This window comes from Streptomyces viridochromogenes DSM 40736 (assembly GCF_000158955.1).
Taxonomy (GTDB): domain Bacteria; phylum Actinomycetota; class Actinomycetes; order Streptomycetales; family Streptomycetaceae; genus Streptomyces; species Streptomyces venetus.
Window position 1 is genome coordinate 2,110,074 of record NZ_GG657757.1, and the last position, 16,239, is coordinate 2,126,312.

General features: G+C 71.5%; 16 protein-coding genes. 11 read left to right on the top strand and 5 right to left on the bottom strand.

Annotated features, from left to right (window positions below; all coding sequences use genetic code 11):
- The coding region (locus tag SSQG_RS40895) for a GIY-YIG nuclease family protein (RefSeq protein ID WP_039932207.1) at positions 1 to 202 on the bottom strand (202 nt) is incomplete at its 3' end.
- A 263-nt stretch (positions 203 to 465) separates the two neighbouring features.
- Between SSQG_RS40895 and SSQG_RS41730 the strand changes: the two genes are divergently transcribed.
- From SSQG_RS41730 to SSQG_RS09260, 4 genes are all read left to right on the top strand, one after another.
- Positions 466 to 618, top strand: a complete 153-nt coding sequence (locus tag SSQG_RS41730; RefSeq protein ID WP_167545761.1) for a hypothetical protein — start codon at positions 466 to 468, stop codon at positions 616 to 618.
- Positions 619 to 868: 250 nt separating this feature from the next.
- Positions 869 to 1,816: a hypothetical protein gene (locus SSQG_RS09250; protein ID WP_003989472.1), complete on the top strand. Its 948-nt coding sequence runs from the start codon at positions 869 to 871 to the stop codon at positions 1,814 to 1,816.
- 214 nt (positions 1,817 to 2,030) lie between these two features.
- A complete protein-coding gene (locus SSQG_RS09255) occupies positions 2,031 to 3,074 on the top strand; it encodes a LacI family DNA-binding transcriptional regulator (RefSeq protein WP_003989473.1) in 1,044 nt (347 codons plus the stop codon).
- The gene (locus SSQG_RS09260; protein ID WP_003989474.1) at positions 3,071 to 3,979 is read left to right on the top strand and encodes a carbohydrate kinase family protein; all 909 of its coding nucleotides are present in this window, start codon (positions 3,071 to 3,073) and stop codon (positions 3,977 to 3,979) included. The genes SSQG_RS09255 and SSQG_RS09260 overlap by 4 nt, the downstream gene beginning before the upstream one ends.
- A 52-nt stretch (positions 3,980 to 4,031) precedes the next feature.
- Here SSQG_RS09260 and SSQG_RS09265 read toward each other — a convergent pair whose 3' ends face one another.
- A complete protein-coding gene (locus tag SSQG_RS09265; RefSeq protein WP_106434155.1) occupies positions 4,032 to 4,826 on the bottom strand; it encodes a helix-turn-helix domain-containing protein in 795 nt (264 codons plus the stop codon).
- Positions 4,827 to 4,995: 169 nt separating this feature from the next.
- Between SSQG_RS09265 and SSQG_RS09270 the strand changes: the two genes are divergently transcribed.
- Positions 4,996 to 5,559, top strand: a complete 564-nt coding sequence (locus SSQG_RS09270; protein WP_039932208.1) for a YceI family protein — start codon at positions 4,996 to 4,998, stop codon at positions 5,557 to 5,559.
- 68 nt (positions 5,560 to 5,627) lie between these two features.
- On the opposite strand, the gene uvrA is transcribed toward SSQG_RS09270, so the two are convergent.
- Complete coding sequence (uvrA, locus tag SSQG_RS09275; protein ID WP_039934904.1) at positions 5,628 to 8,639, bottom strand: excinuclease ABC subunit UvrA; 3,012 nt, start codon at positions 8,637 to 8,639, stop codon at positions 5,628 to 5,630.
- Positions 8,640 to 8,860: 221 nt separating this feature from the next.
- Here uvrA and SSQG_RS09280 point away from each other — a divergent pair, with 221 nt between their 5' ends.
- The 5 genes from SSQG_RS09280 (at position 8,861) to SSQG_RS09300 (ending at position 13,085) form a co-directional block, all read left to right on the top strand.
- A complete protein-coding gene (locus tag SSQG_RS09280; protein WP_003989478.1) occupies positions 8,861 to 9,550 on the top strand; it encodes a maleylpyruvate isomerase family mycothiol-dependent enzyme in 690 nt (229 codons plus the stop codon).
- A 10-nt stretch (positions 9,551 to 9,560) separates the two neighbouring features.
- On the top strand, positions 9,561 to 10,217 hold the full coding sequence (locus SSQG_RS09285) for an MBL fold metallo-hydrolase (RefSeq protein ID WP_003989479.1): 657 nt from the start codon (positions 9,561 to 9,563) through the stop codon (positions 10,215 to 10,217).
- A gap of 347 nt (positions 10,218 to 10,564) precedes the next feature.
- Positions 10,565 to 11,437 (top strand): ABC transporter substrate-binding protein, encoded by an 873-nt coding sequence (locus SSQG_RS09290; RefSeq protein WP_039932210.1) that lies wholly within the window; start codon positions 10,565 to 10,567, stop codon positions 11,435 to 11,437.
- Positions 11,434 to 12,336: an amino acid ABC transporter permease gene (locus SSQG_RS09295; RefSeq protein WP_003989481.1), complete on the top strand. Its 903-nt coding sequence runs from the start codon at positions 11,434 to 11,436 to the stop codon at positions 12,334 to 12,336. The genes SSQG_RS09290 and SSQG_RS09295 overlap by 4 nt, the downstream gene beginning before the upstream one ends.
- The gene (locus tag SSQG_RS09300; protein WP_003989482.1) at positions 12,333 to 13,085 is read left to right on the top strand and encodes an amino acid ABC transporter ATP-binding protein; all 753 of its coding nucleotides are present in this window, start codon (positions 12,333 to 12,335) and stop codon (positions 13,083 to 13,085) included. Before SSQG_RS09295 ends, SSQG_RS09300 begins: the two co-directional genes overlap by 4 nt.
- Before the next feature lie 39 nt (positions 13,086 to 13,124).
- Here the strand turns inward: SSQG_RS09300 and aroQ are convergent, their stop codons facing one another.
- Complete coding sequence (gene aroQ, locus SSQG_RS09305; protein ID WP_003989483.1) at positions 13,125 to 13,598, bottom strand: type II 3-dehydroquinate dehydratase; 474 nt, start codon at positions 13,596 to 13,598, stop codon at positions 13,125 to 13,127.
- A 227-nt stretch (positions 13,599 to 13,825) separates the two neighbouring features.
- Between aroQ and SSQG_RS09310 the strand changes: the two genes are divergently transcribed.
- A complete protein-coding gene (locus SSQG_RS09310; protein WP_039932213.1) occupies positions 13,826 to 15,106 on the top strand; it encodes an MFS transporter in 1,281 nt (426 codons plus the stop codon).
- Here SSQG_RS09310 and SSQG_RS09315 read toward each other — a convergent pair.
- Positions 15,096 to 16,196 (bottom strand): calcium:proton antiporter, encoded by a 1,101-nt coding sequence (locus SSQG_RS09315; protein ID WP_003989485.1) that lies wholly within the window; start codon positions 16,194 to 16,196, stop codon positions 15,096 to 15,098. The genes SSQG_RS09310 and SSQG_RS09315 overlap by 11 nt on opposite strands.
- Between the last annotated feature and the right edge of the window lie 43 nt (positions 16,197 to 16,239).

Below are 16,239 nucleotides of genomic sequence, written 5' to 3' on the forward strand. Positions count from 1 at the left end.
CGGACGCGGCCGTGGTGACCATGCTTGCTGTGGTGCGGGGGTGCAGGCCCGCCAGGTCCTGGAAGTAGTTCGCCAGGCGCTGGCGCAGGCTCTTCGCCTTCCCGACGTAGATCACCCGGCGGTGCTCGTCGCGGAACCTGTAGACCCCCGGTGAGTCGGGGATCTCACCCGGTTTGGGGCGGTAGCTGGAGGGGTCGGCCATGTCTCACACCCTACTGGCGAGCACCGACAGTCCGGCGGGGCCGCGGGACACGATCACAGGCCGGACGGCGCGGCAGTTTCCAACGGCATGCGCCGCCCCGGGGTTACGGCCCGCCGGGAGCGGGAATGGGGCTCACCCACGGGACACGGCGACGTCCGGCGGACGGAGCCCGTCCCGGTGCAGGCACAGGTTGTCGGTGCGGACCGCCGTTCCCGGTGCGGAACGGGCGGGCCACGGGTCGGAGGGCTGCGCGGATGAAGCGGATGCGGATCGAGAAAACCCGGCGGGCGGCCCGTGCGCGCCGGTACACGGACGAGCCGTTGGCACTGCGCGACGCCCTGGACCCGCGCGATCCCGACATCGCGCGGGCCAAGCGTCTGGCCCTCCGGGAACAGGGCGGAAACGACCACTCCTAGAAGCTCACGGGTCTGCCGCGAACGCCCGGGGTGCCCGCCCCGGGCGTTTCGTATGCCCGGGCGGCCCGGCCGGGAGTACGTCACTGTCCGGCATCAGGTGTTGTCGGGACCAGATCAACACGCTTCAATGCGGGGGAACTCGGGGCGCTGAACGACGGCGTACGGATGTGAAGACCTGCCCTGCGCCGGCGGGACCGCCCCGTGCGAACGGTCTGACCAGCCGTTGCCGACTCAGAGAAGAGGCCCCTGCATGCCGCACGCCCCCCAGCACGCGGACGTCGCCACCACGGAACTGGACTCGGCCCTGCGAGGCGGCCCCTTCCACGTCGCCCTGCGTGCCGCGATCGCCGCCCGCGGGCTGCCGCTGCAACGCGTGCAGCACCATCTGTCCCGCCACGGCGTGAAGGTCGGCGTCACCAGCCTGAGTTACTGGCAGCAGGGCGCCAGGCGCCCGCAGCGCCCCGAGTCGCTGCGGGCCGTACGGGCGCTGGAGGAGATCCTGGAGCTGCCCGAGGAGTCGCTGCTCCGGCTGCTCGCCGAGTCCGGCGAGAGCCCGTCCGGGCAGCGGTCGTCAGCCCGGTCCTACCGCTCCCTCGTCGAGGCCTCGGGGGTCCTGGACCAGCTGCTGGCCGAGCTGGACTGCCCGCCGGACGGCGGCCTGCACACCCTCGGGCACCACGAGCGGCTCCGGATCGGGGCGCGGCGCGAATTGGCCGAGCGCGAGTCGCACCACATCGTGCGCGCCCACCGGGACGGCGTCGACCGCTTCGTGGCCGTCCACCACGGCGACCGGGGAGCCGTGCCGGAGCGCATGCGGGTGCACGCCCTGGAGAACTGCCGGACGGGACGCGTCCGTTGGCACGACGACACCGGTCTGCTCGCGGCCGAGCTGCTCTTCGACACCCGGCTGCGGGCCGGGGACACGTTCCTGTTCCGCTTCGGGGTCGAGGACGGCACGGCGGACGTGTCACGCGAGTACGTCCGCGGCTTCGACTCCCCCGGCGGCCAGTACGCGCTCCAGGTGTGCTTCGACGCGGGCGCCGTCCCACTGCGCTGCCACCGGTTCGCCCAGCAGACGACGGCGGCCCCGCGCACCGGGTGCCAGGAGCTGGCGCTGAGTGGGCGGTATCGGTCGGTGCACCTGGTCGAGCCGCGGGTGCGGGCCGGGTTCGTGGGGATCGGCTGGGACTGGGAGTAGCCGGCCGGGTCCGGTTCAGCATCTCGCCCCCGGGGCCTCTCTCCCCCCGGGGTCTCTCTCCCCCGGGGTCTCTCCCCCTCGGGGTCTCCCCACGGTCTCCCCATGGGGCTCCTCCCCCTGTCCCGGGGGCCAGCGGGACGTAAACGCTTGCGCAAACGTTTACGTCCGGTCTGGGATGCGGTACGTTCCTCGCCGGAAGCGAGGAGGGAACGCCATGGCGACCATGGCCGACGTCGCACGGAGCGCCGGTGTCTCGGTGGCCACGGTGTCGCACGTGCTGAACGGCACGCGGCCGGTGCTGCCGCACACCCGCCAGGCGGTCCTGGACGCCGTGGAGGAGCTCGGCTACACCACGAACACACTGGCCCGTTCCCTGGTGACGTCCCGCACCCGCTCCATCGGGCTGGCGGTGTCGGCCGTCAGCAACCCGTACTTCACGGAGATCCTCCAGGGCGTCGAGGCCGCCGCGCTGGAGGCCGGCTACAGCCTGCTCATCGCCGCTCCGCACGACGACCCCGACCACGAGCGCAAGGTCGTCCAGCTGCTCCACGAGCGCCGGGTGGACGGCATGATCGTGGCGCCCTCCGCGGATCCGCGCGGGCTGCTCGCGTACCTGGGGCGGCACGATGTGCCCGCCGTGTTCCTCGACCGGCTCGTCGGCACCCCCGAGACGGACGGCGGCCCGCGCATCGACCAGGTCTGCGCCGACAACGCCGAACCGACGTCACGGCTGGTCACCCACCTCGCCGGGCTCGGCCACCGGCGGATCGGAATGGTCGCGGGGCTGCCCGGGCTCAGCACCACGAGCGAGCGGATCACCGGCTACCGGAGCGGACTCGCCTTCGCGGGGCTCCCCTACGAGGAGCGGCTCCTGGTGCACGGCCACTCGGAGTCGGCCGGCGCCGAACAGGCCACCGACGCCCTGCTGTCCCTCGCCGTGCCGCCGACCGCGCTGGTCACCGGCAACAACGCGATGACCATCGGCGCGCTGCGTGCCCTGCGCTCCCACGGCCTCTCCGTGCCCGGCGACATCGCGCTGTGCTGCTTCGACGACTTCGCCTGGGCGGACCTCTTCTCGCCCCGGCTCACCACGATCGCGCAGCCCAGCAAGGAGATCGGCGCCCGGGCCGTACGCGTGCTCCTGGAGCGTCTCGCCGAGCCGGAGCGGCCTGCCCGGACCGTGCGGCTGCCCTGCACCTTCGTCCACCGCACCTCGTGCGGCTGCCCCGAACCCTCCGAGGAAGGAACCCTGTCGTGATCGTCGTCGCCGGTGAGGCACTGATCGACCTGGTACCGCAGGGCACGGGGGCCCTGGCGGCACTCCAGCCGGCGCTCGGCGGCGGCCCCTACAACACGGCGGTGGCGCTGGGCCGCCTCGGCTCCCCGGCCGCCTTCTGCTCCCGGGTCTCCCACGACGCCTTCGGGGAGGCCCTGCTGGACCGGCTACGCGGGACCGGAGTGGACGTGTCGTCGGTGCAGCGGGGCTCCGAGCCCACGACACTCGCCGTCGCCACGGTCGGCGAGGACGGCTCGGCGGCGTACTCCTTCTACGTCGACGGGACGGCGGACCGGGAGTTCACGGCGTCCTCCGCGCTGCCGTCCGGAACCCGGGCGGTCTCCTTCGGCACCTGTTCGCTGGTGCTGGAGCCGGGGGCGAGCGCGTACGAGGAACTGATGCGCACGGCGGCCGGGCAGGGCGTGTTCACCGCGCTCGACCCGAACATCAGGGCCGGGCTGATCCCGGACGCGGACGCCTACCGGGCGCGGTTCAAGAGCTGGCTGCCGTCGGTGTCGCTGCTGAAGCTGTCGGCGGAGGACGCCGAGTGGCTCGGCGGCACCCCGCGGGAGTGGCTGGCGGCCGGCCCGGCGGCGGTCGTGATCACCAGGGGCGGCGAGGGGCTGACCGCCTACACCGCCGACGGCGGTGAGTACACCGTGCCGGGCGAGCGGGTGGAGGTCGTGGACACGATCGGGGCCGGTGACACCGTCAACGCCGCGCTGCTGCACGGGCTGGCGGTGCGGGACGCCCTCAGCCCGCAGGCGCTGGCCGCTCTGGGGTCCGACGGCTGGTCGGACCTGCTGGGCTTCGCGGCGCGTGCGGCGGCGATCACCTGCTCCCGGGCGGGCGCGGAACCGCCGTACGCCCACGAACTGGACGGCTGACGCGAGCGGGCTCCGGGCAGTGGTCCACGGTCCACCACCCGGCCCGCATCGCTCAGCGCGTCTCTCCCACCGCCCTCAGCGCACCGGGGCGGCGGCCGTCGAGGCGGTCCAGCGCGGCGGCCGTGGCCTCGTCCGCGGGCAGGTGGACGACGACGGTCTGCCCCTCGTCGGGCAGCGACAGCGTCTCGTGCAGCAACCGCAGCGAGCCGGCCTCCGGGTGTTCGAGATGCTGGGAACCCGTCCGCCGCGGCGTCAGGGCCAGGTCGGCGAAGCGGTCGGCGAAGTCCGCCCCCGCCGTCACCGTCAGCTCGTCGGCCAGCTCGGCGAGGTAGGGGTCCCGCAGGGGGACGCCGTGCCGCAGCCGGGCGACGAGGTCGTCGGCCACCCGGTCCCAGTCGCGGTAGGCGTCTCGGGCCCGTGCGTCGGTGAACAGGTACCGGAGCAGGTTGGGCCGCTCGTCGTCGAGCAGGCCGACGGGACCGACCAGCCGCTCGTAGCCCGCCGTGTGCGCGAGGACGTCGCCGATCCAGTTGACCACCACGGCCGGGGCCGGCTCCAGGCGGTCCAGTACGGCCCGTACGGTGGGGCGCGCCGTGCGGCTGAGGGACGGGGCCGCCGCACAGATCAGCGGATCTCCGCCGTCCGCCTCCTTGGTCAGGCGGCGCAGCAGCACCCGGTCGGTCAGGGACAGGTTCAGGGCGTCGGCCAGGGCACCGAGCACCTGGGCGGACGGGTTGCGGTCGCGGCCCTGTTCCAGCCGGGTGAGGTACTCGACGCTGATGCCGGCGAGCGTGGCCAGTTCGGAGCGCCGCAGTCCCGGGGTGCGGCGCCGTGCACCGGTGGGCAGGCCCGCTTCGGCGGGGCTGACGGCTCACGCCAGGTGCGCAGGAAGGCGCCCAACTCGTTGTCGCTCACCCGCCGAACGTACATCGGGCGCGAGCGCGGATCGTGGCCCTGCCACTACCAGGCTCCGGCCGGTCTCCCTCACGGGCCGCGCGGGCCTCAGGGTGGAGGGCATGACGCATGACACCACCACCGCCGCTTCCGCCACCGCCCTGCCGCTGGCCCCGGGGAACTGGGCCCTCGACCCGTTCCACTCCTCCGTGAACTTCACCGTCCGCCACCTGGGCATCGCCAAGGTGCGGGGGCGTTTCGAGCGGCTGGAGGCCGAGCTGTACGTCGGGGAGCGGGTCGAGGACGTCCGGATCTCCGCGACCGTCGACCTGGCCTCGATCGACACCGGCAACGCCGACCGGGACGCACACGTACGCGCCTCCGACCTGCTCGACGTCGAGAAGCGCCCGACGATGACGTACCGCTCGACGCGGGTGTCGGGCGCGGGCGAGGACTGGACGATGGAGGGCGAGCTGACGATCGGTGAGGTGACCCGGCCGGTGACGCTCGCCGTGGAGTTCGGCGGGCTGGTCGATGTGCCCATGGACGGCAGCCGGCACGCCGGGTTCGAGGCGACGGGCGAGATCCGGCGCAGCGAGTTCGGGCTCGACTTCGCCCCCGGTCTGCTCGGCGAAGTGGTGAAGATCCAGCTCGACATGCAGTTCGTGGAGCCGAAGAACGGCTGACGGACGCATGCCGACGCGCCGGGTCCCCCAGGTGGTCGCCCGGGGGACACGGCGCGTCGGTGGTGCTCTCAGCCCTTGGCCGTTCGCGTCGTCTTCTTCGCGGCGGTCTTGGTGGTCTTGGCCGCCGCCTTCTTGCCGGCGGTGCTGTTGACCGTACTGCCGGCGGTCTTCTGTGCCGGGACGGTCTTCTTCGCCGTCCTCTTGCGCGGGGCCTTCACCGAGGACGCGTCGCTGACGCGGTCGGCGCCGAGGACCTCGCGGAGGAACTTGCCGGTGTGGCTGGCCGGGACCCCCGCCACCTGCTCGGGTGTGCCCTCGGCGACGACCAGGCCGCCGCCGGCGCCGCCCTCGGGGCCCATGTCGACGATCCAGTCGGCGGTCTTGATCACGTCGAGGTTGTGCTCGATGACGATGACCGTGTTGCCCTTGTCGACCAGTCCGGACAGGACCGTCAGCAGCTTGCTGATGTCCTCGAAGTGCAGACCGGTGGTCGGCTCGTCCAGGACGTAGACCGTGCGGCCGGTGGAGCGGCGCTGGAGTTCGCTGGCGAGCTTGACGCGCTGGGCCTCGCCACCGGACAGGGTGGTCGCGGACTGGCCGAGCCGGACGTAGCCGAGGCCGACGTCCTTCAGGGTCTTCATGTGGCGGGAGATCGAGGGAACGGCCTCGAAGAAGTCGGTGGCCTCCTCGATCGGCATGTTCAGGACGTCGGCGATGGACTTGCCCTTGTAGTGGACCTCCAGGGTCTCCCGGTTGTACCGGGCGCCGTGGCAGACCTCGCACGGGACGTAGACGTCCGGGAGGAAGTTCATCTCGATCTTGATGGTGCCGTCGCCCGAGCAGTTCTCGCAGCGGCCGCCCTTGACGTTGAAGGAGAAGCGGCCGGGCAGGTAGCCGCGGACCTTCGCCTCGGTGGTCTCGGCGAACAGCTTGCGGATGTGGTCGAAGACGCCGGTGTACGTGGCCGGGTTGGAGCGCGGGGTGCGGCCGATGGGTGACTGGTCGACGTGCACGACCTTGTCGACGAGGTCGTCGCCGTCCACGCGCGTGTGCCGTCCGGGCACGCTCCTCGCGCCGTTCAGCTCGCGGGCCAGGTGCGTGTACAGGATGTCGTTGACCAGGGTCGACTTGCCGGAGCCGGACACGCCGGTGACGGCGGTGAAGACGCCCAGCGGGAACGAGACGTCGATGTCCTGGAGGTTGTTCTCCCGGGCGCCGTGCACCGTGAGCTGCCGGGACGGGTCCAGCGGGCGCCGGATGTCGGGCAGCGGGATGGCCTTCTTGCCGGACAGGTACTGACCGGTCTGCGACTCGGCGTTGGCGAGCAGCTCCTTCAGGGAGCCGCTGTGCACGACCTTGCCGCCGTGCTCACCGGCGCCGGGTCCGATGTCGACGATCCAGTCGGCGGTCTTGATGGTGTCCTCGTCGTGCTCGACGACGATGAGCGTGTTGCCCATGTCGCGCAGCCGGACCAGGGTCTCGATCAGGCGGTGGTTGTCGCGCTGGTGCAGACCGATGGACGGCTCGTCGAGGACGTACAGGACGCCGACCAGGCCGGAGCCGATCTGGGTGGCCAGGCGGATGCGCTGGGCCTCGCCGCCGGAGAGGGTGCCGGCCGCGCGGTTCAGCGAGAGGTAGTCCAGGCCGACGTCGACCAGGAAGCGCAGCCGCTCGTTGACCTCCTTCAGGACGCGCTCGGCGATCTTCTTGTCGCGGGCGGAGAGCTTCAGCTCGCCCAGGAAGTCGGCACAGTCGCTGATGGACATCGCGGAGACCTCCGCGATGGACTTGTCCATGATCGTGACCGCGAGGACGATCGGCTTCAGTCGCGTGCCCTTACAGGTCGGGCAGGGCACCTCGCGCATGTAGCCCTCGAAGCGCTCGCGGCTGGCGTCGCTCTCGGCCTCGCTGTGCCGGCGCTTGACGAAGGGGATGGCGCCCTCGAAGGCCGTGGTGTACCGGCGCTCGCGCCCGTACCGGTTGCGGTAGCGGACCTCGACCTGGGTCTTGTGGCCGTTCAGCAGAGCCTTCTTGGCGCGCTGCGGCAGCCCCGCGAAGGGGATGTCCGTCCGGAAGCCCAGGGCGTCGGCGAGGGCGCCGATGAGGCGGCCGAAATAGTCCTTGGTGTGGCCGTGCGACCAGGGGTGGATGGCGCCGTCGTCGAGGCTCTTGTCCTCGTCCGGGACGATCAGCTCCGGGTCGACCTCCATGCGCGTGCCGATGCCGGAGCAGTCCGGGCAGGCGCCGAAGGGCGAGTTGAAGGAGAAGGAGCGGGGCTCCAGCTCCTCGAAGGAGAGGTCGTCGTACGGGCAGTACAGGTGCTCCGAGTACATGCGCTCGCGCTCGGGGTCGTCCTCGGGGAGGTCGACGAAGTCGAGCACGACCATGCCGCCGGACAGGCCGAGGGCCGTCTCGACGGAGTCGGTGAGGCGGCGCTTGGCGCCTTCCTTGACCGTGAGGCGGTCGACGACCACCTCGATGGTGTGCTTCTCCTGCTTCTTCAGCGTCGGCGGGTTCGACAGCTGGATGGTCTCGCCGTCCACACGCGCGCGGGAGTAGCCCTTGGTCTGGAGCTCGGCGAAGAGGTCGACGAACTCGCCCTTGCGCTCGCGCACCAGCGGCGAGAGCACCTGGAAGCGGCTGCCCTCGGGCAGCTCCAGGACCTTGTCGACGATGGCCTGGGGCGACTGGCGCGAGATCGGGCGGCCGCACTCGGGGCAGTGCGGCTTGCCGATGCGCGCGAAGAGCAGGCGCAGGTAGTCGTAGACCTCGGTGATCGTGCCGACCGTGGAGCGCGGGTTGCGCGAGGTCGACTTCTGGTCGATGGAGACCGCCGGGGACAGACCTTCGATGAAGTCGACGTCCGGCTTGTCCATCTGGCCGAGGAACTGCCGGGCGTACGAGGAGAGCGACTCCACGTAGCGCCGCTGCCCCTCGGCGAAGATGGTGTCGAAGGCCAGCGAGGACTTGCCCGACCCCGACAGGCCCGTGAAGACGATGAGCGAGTCGCGCGGGAGGTCGAGCGAGACGTTCTTGAGGTTGTGCTCGCGCGCTCCACGAACGATGAGACGGTCGGCCACGCCGGTCCGCACCTTTCTTGAGAGAAGTGACAGGGGCGGGGCCCCCGTCCTTCTCAGACTAGGGGGAGCCACTGACAACGCCGGTCGGATTCACGGTTGCCAACAAACCCCGGCTCTCCAGCATGCCCGACGCCACGTCCGACCATATAGCACGCGCATTCGATTTACGGCACTCGTTCACCACCTTCACCCGAAGGTGTGGCGGGGCTAGGGTCAGCACCATGATTGATCACGCGCATGACCTGGAGTCTGTACGTGACGCGACCGAGCGGCTGCTCCTCGCAGTCGGCAAACTGGACAACGCGTCTGTGACGGAGCCGTCACGCCTGCCCGGCTGGACCCGCGGCCATGTCCTGGCCCACCTCGCCCGCAATGCCGACGCCCTCGTGAACGTCCTCGCCGGCCGTCCCATGTATGTCTCCGCCGAGGCCCGGGACAGCGACATCGAGCGGGACGCCCCGCGCCCCCTCGACATCCAGCTCACCGACCTGCGCGAGAGCGCGGCCCGCTTCCAGGAGACCGGGGCCGCTCCGGCGGACTGGTCGCGGACGGTGGAGCTGCGCAACGGAGTCACGGACTCCGCGTCCCGGGTGCCGTTCCGGCGGTGGGTGGAGGTGGAGCTGCACCACGTGGACCTGGGGATCGGGTACGAGCTGGAGGATCTGCCGGAGGACTTCACCGAGCGGGAGATCGACTTCCTGGCCGACCGGTTCGCCGGGCACCCCGACGTACCGGCCACCCGCGTCACGGACGGCACGCGCGCGTGGAGCACCGGACGGGAGACGGAGGAGGGGGCCGAGGTGACCGTCACCGGCTCGCCGGCGGATCTGCTGGGCTGGCTGGCCGGACGCCGCAGCGGCTCCGCGCTGACGGTGGACGGCGGCCCGCTTCCGGCGCTGCCCCCGCTATAGGCTGGCGGACATGACGTACAGCGGCGAGGTGACGGTCGGCGGGCCTGCCGACGTGCACGAGCTCAAGGACCTGATGATCACCAAGATCGCGGTGGGTCCGATGAACAACAACGCCTATCTGCTGCGCTGCCGGGCGACGGACGAGCAGTTGCTGATCGACGCCGCGAACGAGGCGCACACCCTGCTGGGCATGATCGGTGGCGACGGCATCGCGTCCGTCGTCACGACCCACCGGCACGGCGACCACTGGCAGGCGCTCGCCGAGGTCGTGGCGGCCACCGGTGCCCGCACGTACGCGGGCCGCGAGGACGCCGAGGGCATCCCCGTACGGACCGATGTGCCGGTCGACGACGGGGACACCATCCGGGTGGGGCGCGTGGAACTCACCGCGCGCCACCTGGTCGGGCACACACCCGGTTCGATCGCTCTCGTCTACGACGACCCGCACGGGCATCCCCATGTGTTCACCGGGGACTGTCTCTTCCCGGGCGGTGTGGGCAACACCCACAAGGATCCCAAGGCGTTCGCCAGCCTCATCCACGATGTGGAGACGAAGATCTTCGACGTCCTGCCGGACGAGACGTGGGTCTACCCGGGGCACGGCAACGACACCTCACTGGGCGCGGAGCGCCCGCATCTGCCGGAGTGGCACGCGCGCGGGTGGTGAAGGACTGCGCGGGGCGCATACGCGTCGAGCGGTGAGCCGCGCAACGCGCCCCGTGTGAATCGTTCGCACACGCCGGGGTCGCACATGCGCTCCCCTCTCCCCCGGTTGAGCGGTCAACTGGGAGGAGCCCCGCGCAGGATGACGGCTCCTGGGCGGATGGGCCGCCGGCCTGTCGATCCCCGCCCTCGGCCGGCGGCCCCGGCGTCTGCGTCTGCGTCTGCGTCTGCGTCTGCGGAACACGGCGGTGCGCCGGGGGCGTTCACACGAATGCAACACCCGTTCCCACCATCCGGACATCTGTTGCCGTGACCTCGACAAACGGGGCCGTGACCTGCCAATCTCCCGCCATGCATCCTGCCCCGCGTGCCCTGCGCCGCGCTGCCCTGGCCGTCGTCCTCCTCGCCGCCGCAGTGAGCTGTGCACCGCAGCCGGAGGCCTCGGACCGGCCGTCGGCGTCCGGCGGAAACACGTGCGAGAAGGGCGAGTTGGCCACCCGCGCCTCGGGCAGGCTGACCATCGCCACCGACGAACCCGCCTATGAGCCCTGGTTCAAGGACGACGACCCCGCGAACGGCAAGGGATTCGAGTCGGCGGTCGCGTACGCCGTCGCCCGGCAGCTCGGCTATGGCAAGGACAAGGTCGTCTGGCAGACCGTCCCGTTCAACAAGGCCTTCGCGCCCGGCGAGAAGACCTTCGACTTCGACATCAACCAGGTGTCCGTCAGCGCCGAGCGGAAGAAGGCCGTGGACTTCTCGTCCGGCTACTACGACGTGCGCCAGGCCGTCGTCGCGCTCAAGGGCACCAAGGCCTCGAAGGCCACGAGCATCGCCGGCCTCAAGGGCCTCAAGCTGGGCGCCCAGGTCGGCACCACCAGCCTCGCCTCCATCGAGGACGTGGTGAAGCCGGCCCAGGGGGCGGCCGCCTTCGCCAAGAACGACCAGGCCAAGTCCGCGCTGAAGAACCGCCAGGTCGACGCCATCGTGGTCGACCTGCCGACCGCCTTCTACATCACCGGCGCCGAGGTCACGAACGCGACGATCGTCGGCCAGTTCGAGAACCAGGGCGGCACACCGGAGCAGTTCGGTCTGGTGCTCGACAAGGGCAGTGCCCTCACCTCGTGCGTGACGGACGCCGTGGACGCGCTCCGGAAGGACGGCACGCTCGCGAAGGTCGAGAAGCAGTGGCTGTCGGACGCCGTCGACGCTCCGGTCCTCAAGTGACGGTCACCGAAGATGCGCCCGGGGCGGACTCCGGCAAGGAGGGCGTGCGCGACGCGTACGCCCCGTCGCAGCGGCGGATCGAGCGCGAGCGGTACAAGCGTGCCCGGGCTCGCCGCGCCACTGCGGTCGCCGCCCTCTCGACCCTCGTCACCGGAGCCGTCCTCTACCTGGTCGTGGTCAACGCCCCGGGCTGGCCCCGCACCAAGGAGACCTTCTTCGACTGGGGGTACGCGCGCGAGGCGTTCCCCAAGGTCCTCGAAGGGCTGTGGCTGAACGTCCGGCTGCTGCTGGTCTGCGGGGCCGCGGTGCTCGTCCTCGGCATGCTGATCGCCATCGCGCGTACCCTGCGCGGGCCGGTGTTCTTCCCGCTGCGGGCCCTGGCCGCCGCGTACACGGACTTCTTCCGGGGACTCCCGCTGATCATCAACCTGATGATCGTCGTCCTCGGTGTCCCGGCGCTGCGGCTCCAGGGGGTGACCGTCGACCCGGTGCTCCTCGGCGGCACGGCGCTCACCCTCACGTACTCGGCGTACGTCGCCGAGGTGTTCCGGGCCGGCATCGAGTCCGTGCATCCCTCGCAGCGCGCCGCGGCCCGCTCACTCGGGCTCAGTAACCGGCAGGCCCTGCGGTACGTGGTGCTGCCTCAGGCGGTGCGCCGCCAGGTGCCGCCGCTGCTGAACGACCTGGTGTCGCTGCAGAAGGACACCGGGCTGGTGTCGATCGGCGGGGCGGTGGACGCCGTACGGGCCGCCGACATCATCGTCGGCCGCAGCCTCAACTACACGCCGTACATCGTCGCCGGTCTGGTGTTCGTCGCGCTGACCATCCCGATGACCCGCTTCACGGACTGGGTGACCGCACGGATGGACCGCCGTCGGGCCCAGGGAGGAGCCACATGAGCGAGACGCCCGTACTGCGGATGGAGTCCGTCCGCAAAACCTTCGGTGGCTCGGTCGTGCTGCGGGACGTCGACCTGGAGGTCGCGCCGCACACGGTCACCGCGCTGATCGGCGCGTCCGGCTCCGGCAAGTCCACGCTGCTGCGGTGCGCGAACCTGCTGGAGGAGATCGACGACGGGGCGATCTGGCTGGACGACGAGGAGATCACCGACCCCCGTGTCGACCAGGACGCCGTGCGGCGCCGGATCGGCGTGGTGTTCCAGGCGTACAACCTGTTCCCGCACATGACGGTCCTGGAGAACGTCACACTCGCTCCCCGCCGGGTGCACGGCGTGCCCCGGGCCGAGGCCGAGGCACGCGCGCGTGAGCTGCTGGAGCGGCTCGGTCTCGGTGGGAAGGCGGGAGAGTATCCGGACCGGCTGAGCGGCGGGCAGCAGCAGCGGGCGGCGATCGTCCGCGCCCTGGCCGTCCGGCCCCGGCTGCTGCTGCTCGACGAGATCACCGCCGCCCTCGACCCCGAGCTGGTGGGCGAGGTCCTCACGGTCGTCCGCGGGCTGAAGGACGAGGGCATGACCATGGTGCTGGCCACGCACGAGATGGGCTTCGCACGGGAGGTCGCCGACCAGGTGTGCTTCCTGGAGGGCGGTGTGGTGCATGAGCGCGGCACGGCCGAGCAGGTCTTCGGGGAGCCGCGGCAGGAGCGCACTCGGCGCTTCCTGCGGCGGGTCGTGGAGGCGGGACGTCTGTAAGGGGCGACGGCCAGGCCGGCGAGGCTTACCGGCACCGGCTCACGTGTCGGCCTTGCCCTCACCCGCCAGTGCCGCGACCCGCTCCACGCCGAACACGTACCCCTGCACCCCGCAGCCCGCGATGACCCCGTCGGCGCGCAGCGACACGTAGGAGTGGTGCCGGAACGACTCGCGCTTGTGGATGTTGGAGATGTGGACCTCCAACACCGGCATGCCGTCGCAGGTGTTGAGCGCATCCAGGATGGCGACGGAGGTGTGCGAGTAGGCGCCCGGGTTGATGACGATCCCGCAGTGGTTCAGCCGCGCCTCGTGGATCCAGTCGACCAGTTCGCCCTCGTGGTTGGACTGGCGGAAGTCGACCGTACCGCCGTGCGCGGCCGCCGCCTTGGCGCACAGGGCCTCGACGTCGGCGAGGGTGTCGGAGCCGTAGATCTCCGGCTGGCGCTGGCCGAGCAGGTTCAGGTTGGGGCCGTTGAGGATCATGATCGGGGCGTTGGCCAGGGTGCGGGGCACGGTTCCTCCGGTCCGGTCGCGTTCGGGCGGCCCGTGGCGGACCGCTGCTCACAGCCGGTCTATCACGGTGATCCCGATGGGGGCACGGCGCGTGTGGACGGCCCGGCCCGGCGCATCACGGTCACATACTGAGGACCCCCCAAGCCCTCCACGCGCCCCCGTAACCCGCCGTCACCGTGGGTAGTTGACGCGGCATGCACGACGTACGCACCGTAAGGGCACCCTCCATGCCGCGCCTCGCGGCCGCCTCCCTCGCCGGCACGGCCATCGAGTTCTACGACTTCTTCGTCTACGGGACGGCGGCGGCCCTGATCCTGGGGCCGCTGTTCTTCCCGACCTTCTCGCCGGTGGCGGGGACGCTGGCCGCCTTCGCCACCTTCGGTGTGGGCTTCGTGGCCCGGCCGCTGGGGTCGGTGCTCTTCGGACACATCGGGGACCGGAGGGGGCGGCGGCCGGTCCTCGTGGCCTCCCTGCTGCTCACCGGCGCCTCCACGGTCGCGGTGGGCTGTGTGCCGACGTACGGCACGATCGGCGTGGCCGCTCCCCTGCTGCTCCTCGTCCTGCGCTTCCTCCAGGGGCTCGGGCTCGGCGGGGAGTGGGGCGGGGCGGTGCTGCTGACGGTGGAGCACGCGCCCGCCGGACGGCGCGGGCTGTGGTCGAGCTTCCCTCAGGTCGGGCCGGCGCTGGGATTCCTGCTCGCCAACGGTGTGGTGCTGGGGCTGTCGTCGACGCTGTCCGAGGCACAGTTCGCCGCGTGGGGGTGGCGCGTGCCGTTCTGGGCGGCGGGGGTACTGGCCGTCGTCGGACTGTGGCTGCGCTCCTCGCTCGCCGAGAGCCCCCGCTTCCTCGAGATGGACGATCACGCGCGCGTGCCGCTCGCCGAGGTCCTGCGTGACCACTGGCGCCTGCTCCTGCTCACCGGCGGGGCGCTCGCGATCGGCTACGCGATCTTCTACGCCGTGACGACCTGGTCGCTCGCCTACGGCACGGAACAGCTCGGGGTGAGCCGCAGCGTCATGCTGACCTGCATCATGGCCGCGGTGGTGGTGAAGGGCGCGCTCACGCCGCTGGCGGCGGTGCTCGGCGATCGCTACGGCCGGCGCCCCCTGTGCCTCGTGGGGTGCGCGGGCGCCGCCCTGTGGATGTTCCCGATGGTCGCTCTCCTCGCCACCGGCGATCCGCTGCCGATGTTCCTCGGCTTCCTCGGAGCGATGCTCTCCTTCATCACGATGTTCGCCGTGATCGCGGCGTATCTGCCCGAGCTGTACGCACCGCGGGTGCGCTGCACGGGCGCCGCCGTCGGCTACAACCTCGGCGGGGTGATCGGCGGCGCACTCACCCCGATCGTGGCGACGGCGCTGGCCGAGCAGGGCGGGCGGGTGCCCTGGGGCGTGGCCGCGTATCTGACGGCGATCGCGCTGCTCAGCCTGGGGTGCTTCGCGCTGCTGCCCGAGACCCGTCCGGTTCCGGTGGCGGCAGGGGCGGAGGCGGAGGCGGCTACGGGTTGACGGCCAGCTCCAGATACGCCGCGAACAGCACCAGATGGACTCCGCCCTGGAGCGGCGTGGCCCGGCCCGGCACCACGGTCAGCGAGGCCACCACCACGGTCAGGGCGAGCAGCACCATGTGCGTGGCACCGAGGCCGAGCACCAGCGGGCCGGAGAGCCACACGGACGCGAGCGCGACCGCGGGAATGGTCAGTCCGATGCTGGCCATGGCCGAGCCGAGGGCGAGGTTCAGGCTGGTCTGCACGCGGTCGCGCCGGGCGGAGCGCAGCGCGGCGATGGTCTCCGGAAGCAGCACCAGCAACGCGATGATCACGCCGACGACGGCCTGGTGCAGACCGGCGGCCTCCACCCCGGACTCGATGGTGGGAGACACCCCCTTGGCCAGACCGACCACGCCGATCAGCGCCAGGCCCAGCAGCCCGAGACTGATCAGGGCGGTGCGGGCGGTCGGTGCCTCGGCGTGCTCCTCGGAGGTGATCACTTCGCCGTGCCGGGTGATCGGCAGGAAGTAGTCCCGGTGCCGCACGGTCTGCGTCGCGACGAACAGGCCGTACAGGACCAGTGAGGAGAGCGCGGCGAAGGTCAGCTGGACGGTGGAGAACTCCGGGCCGGGCTTGCTCGTGGTGAACGTCGGCAGGACCAGGCTGAGCGTCGCCAGGGTCGCGACGGTCGCCAGCGCGGCGCCGGTGCCCTCGGGGTTGAAGACGGCCGTGCCGTGCCGCAGGGAGGCGACCAGGAGGCAGAGGCCGACGATGCCGTTGCAGGTGATCATCACGGCCGCGAAGACCGTGTCGCGGGCCAGCGTCGAGGTCTTGTCCCCGCCGTCAACCATCAGGGTGACGATGAGGGCGACCTCGATGATCGTGACGGCGATGGCGAGCACGAGGGAGCCGAAGGGCTCGCCGACCCGGTGCGCCACCACCTCGGCGTGGTGCACGGCGGCCAGGACGGCTCCCGCGAGGACCAGGGTCATCAGCGCGACGATCACGCCGGGCAGGTCGCGCCCCCAGGTGAGGACCAGCAGCACGGCCGCGAGCAACGGCACCAGGGTCGTCCACTGCGCCGTGAGCGGCCTGCGCCGAGCGGTCATGGAGGGATCGTCGCAGACGCTCGGGGGGCCCGCACTCCGGTCG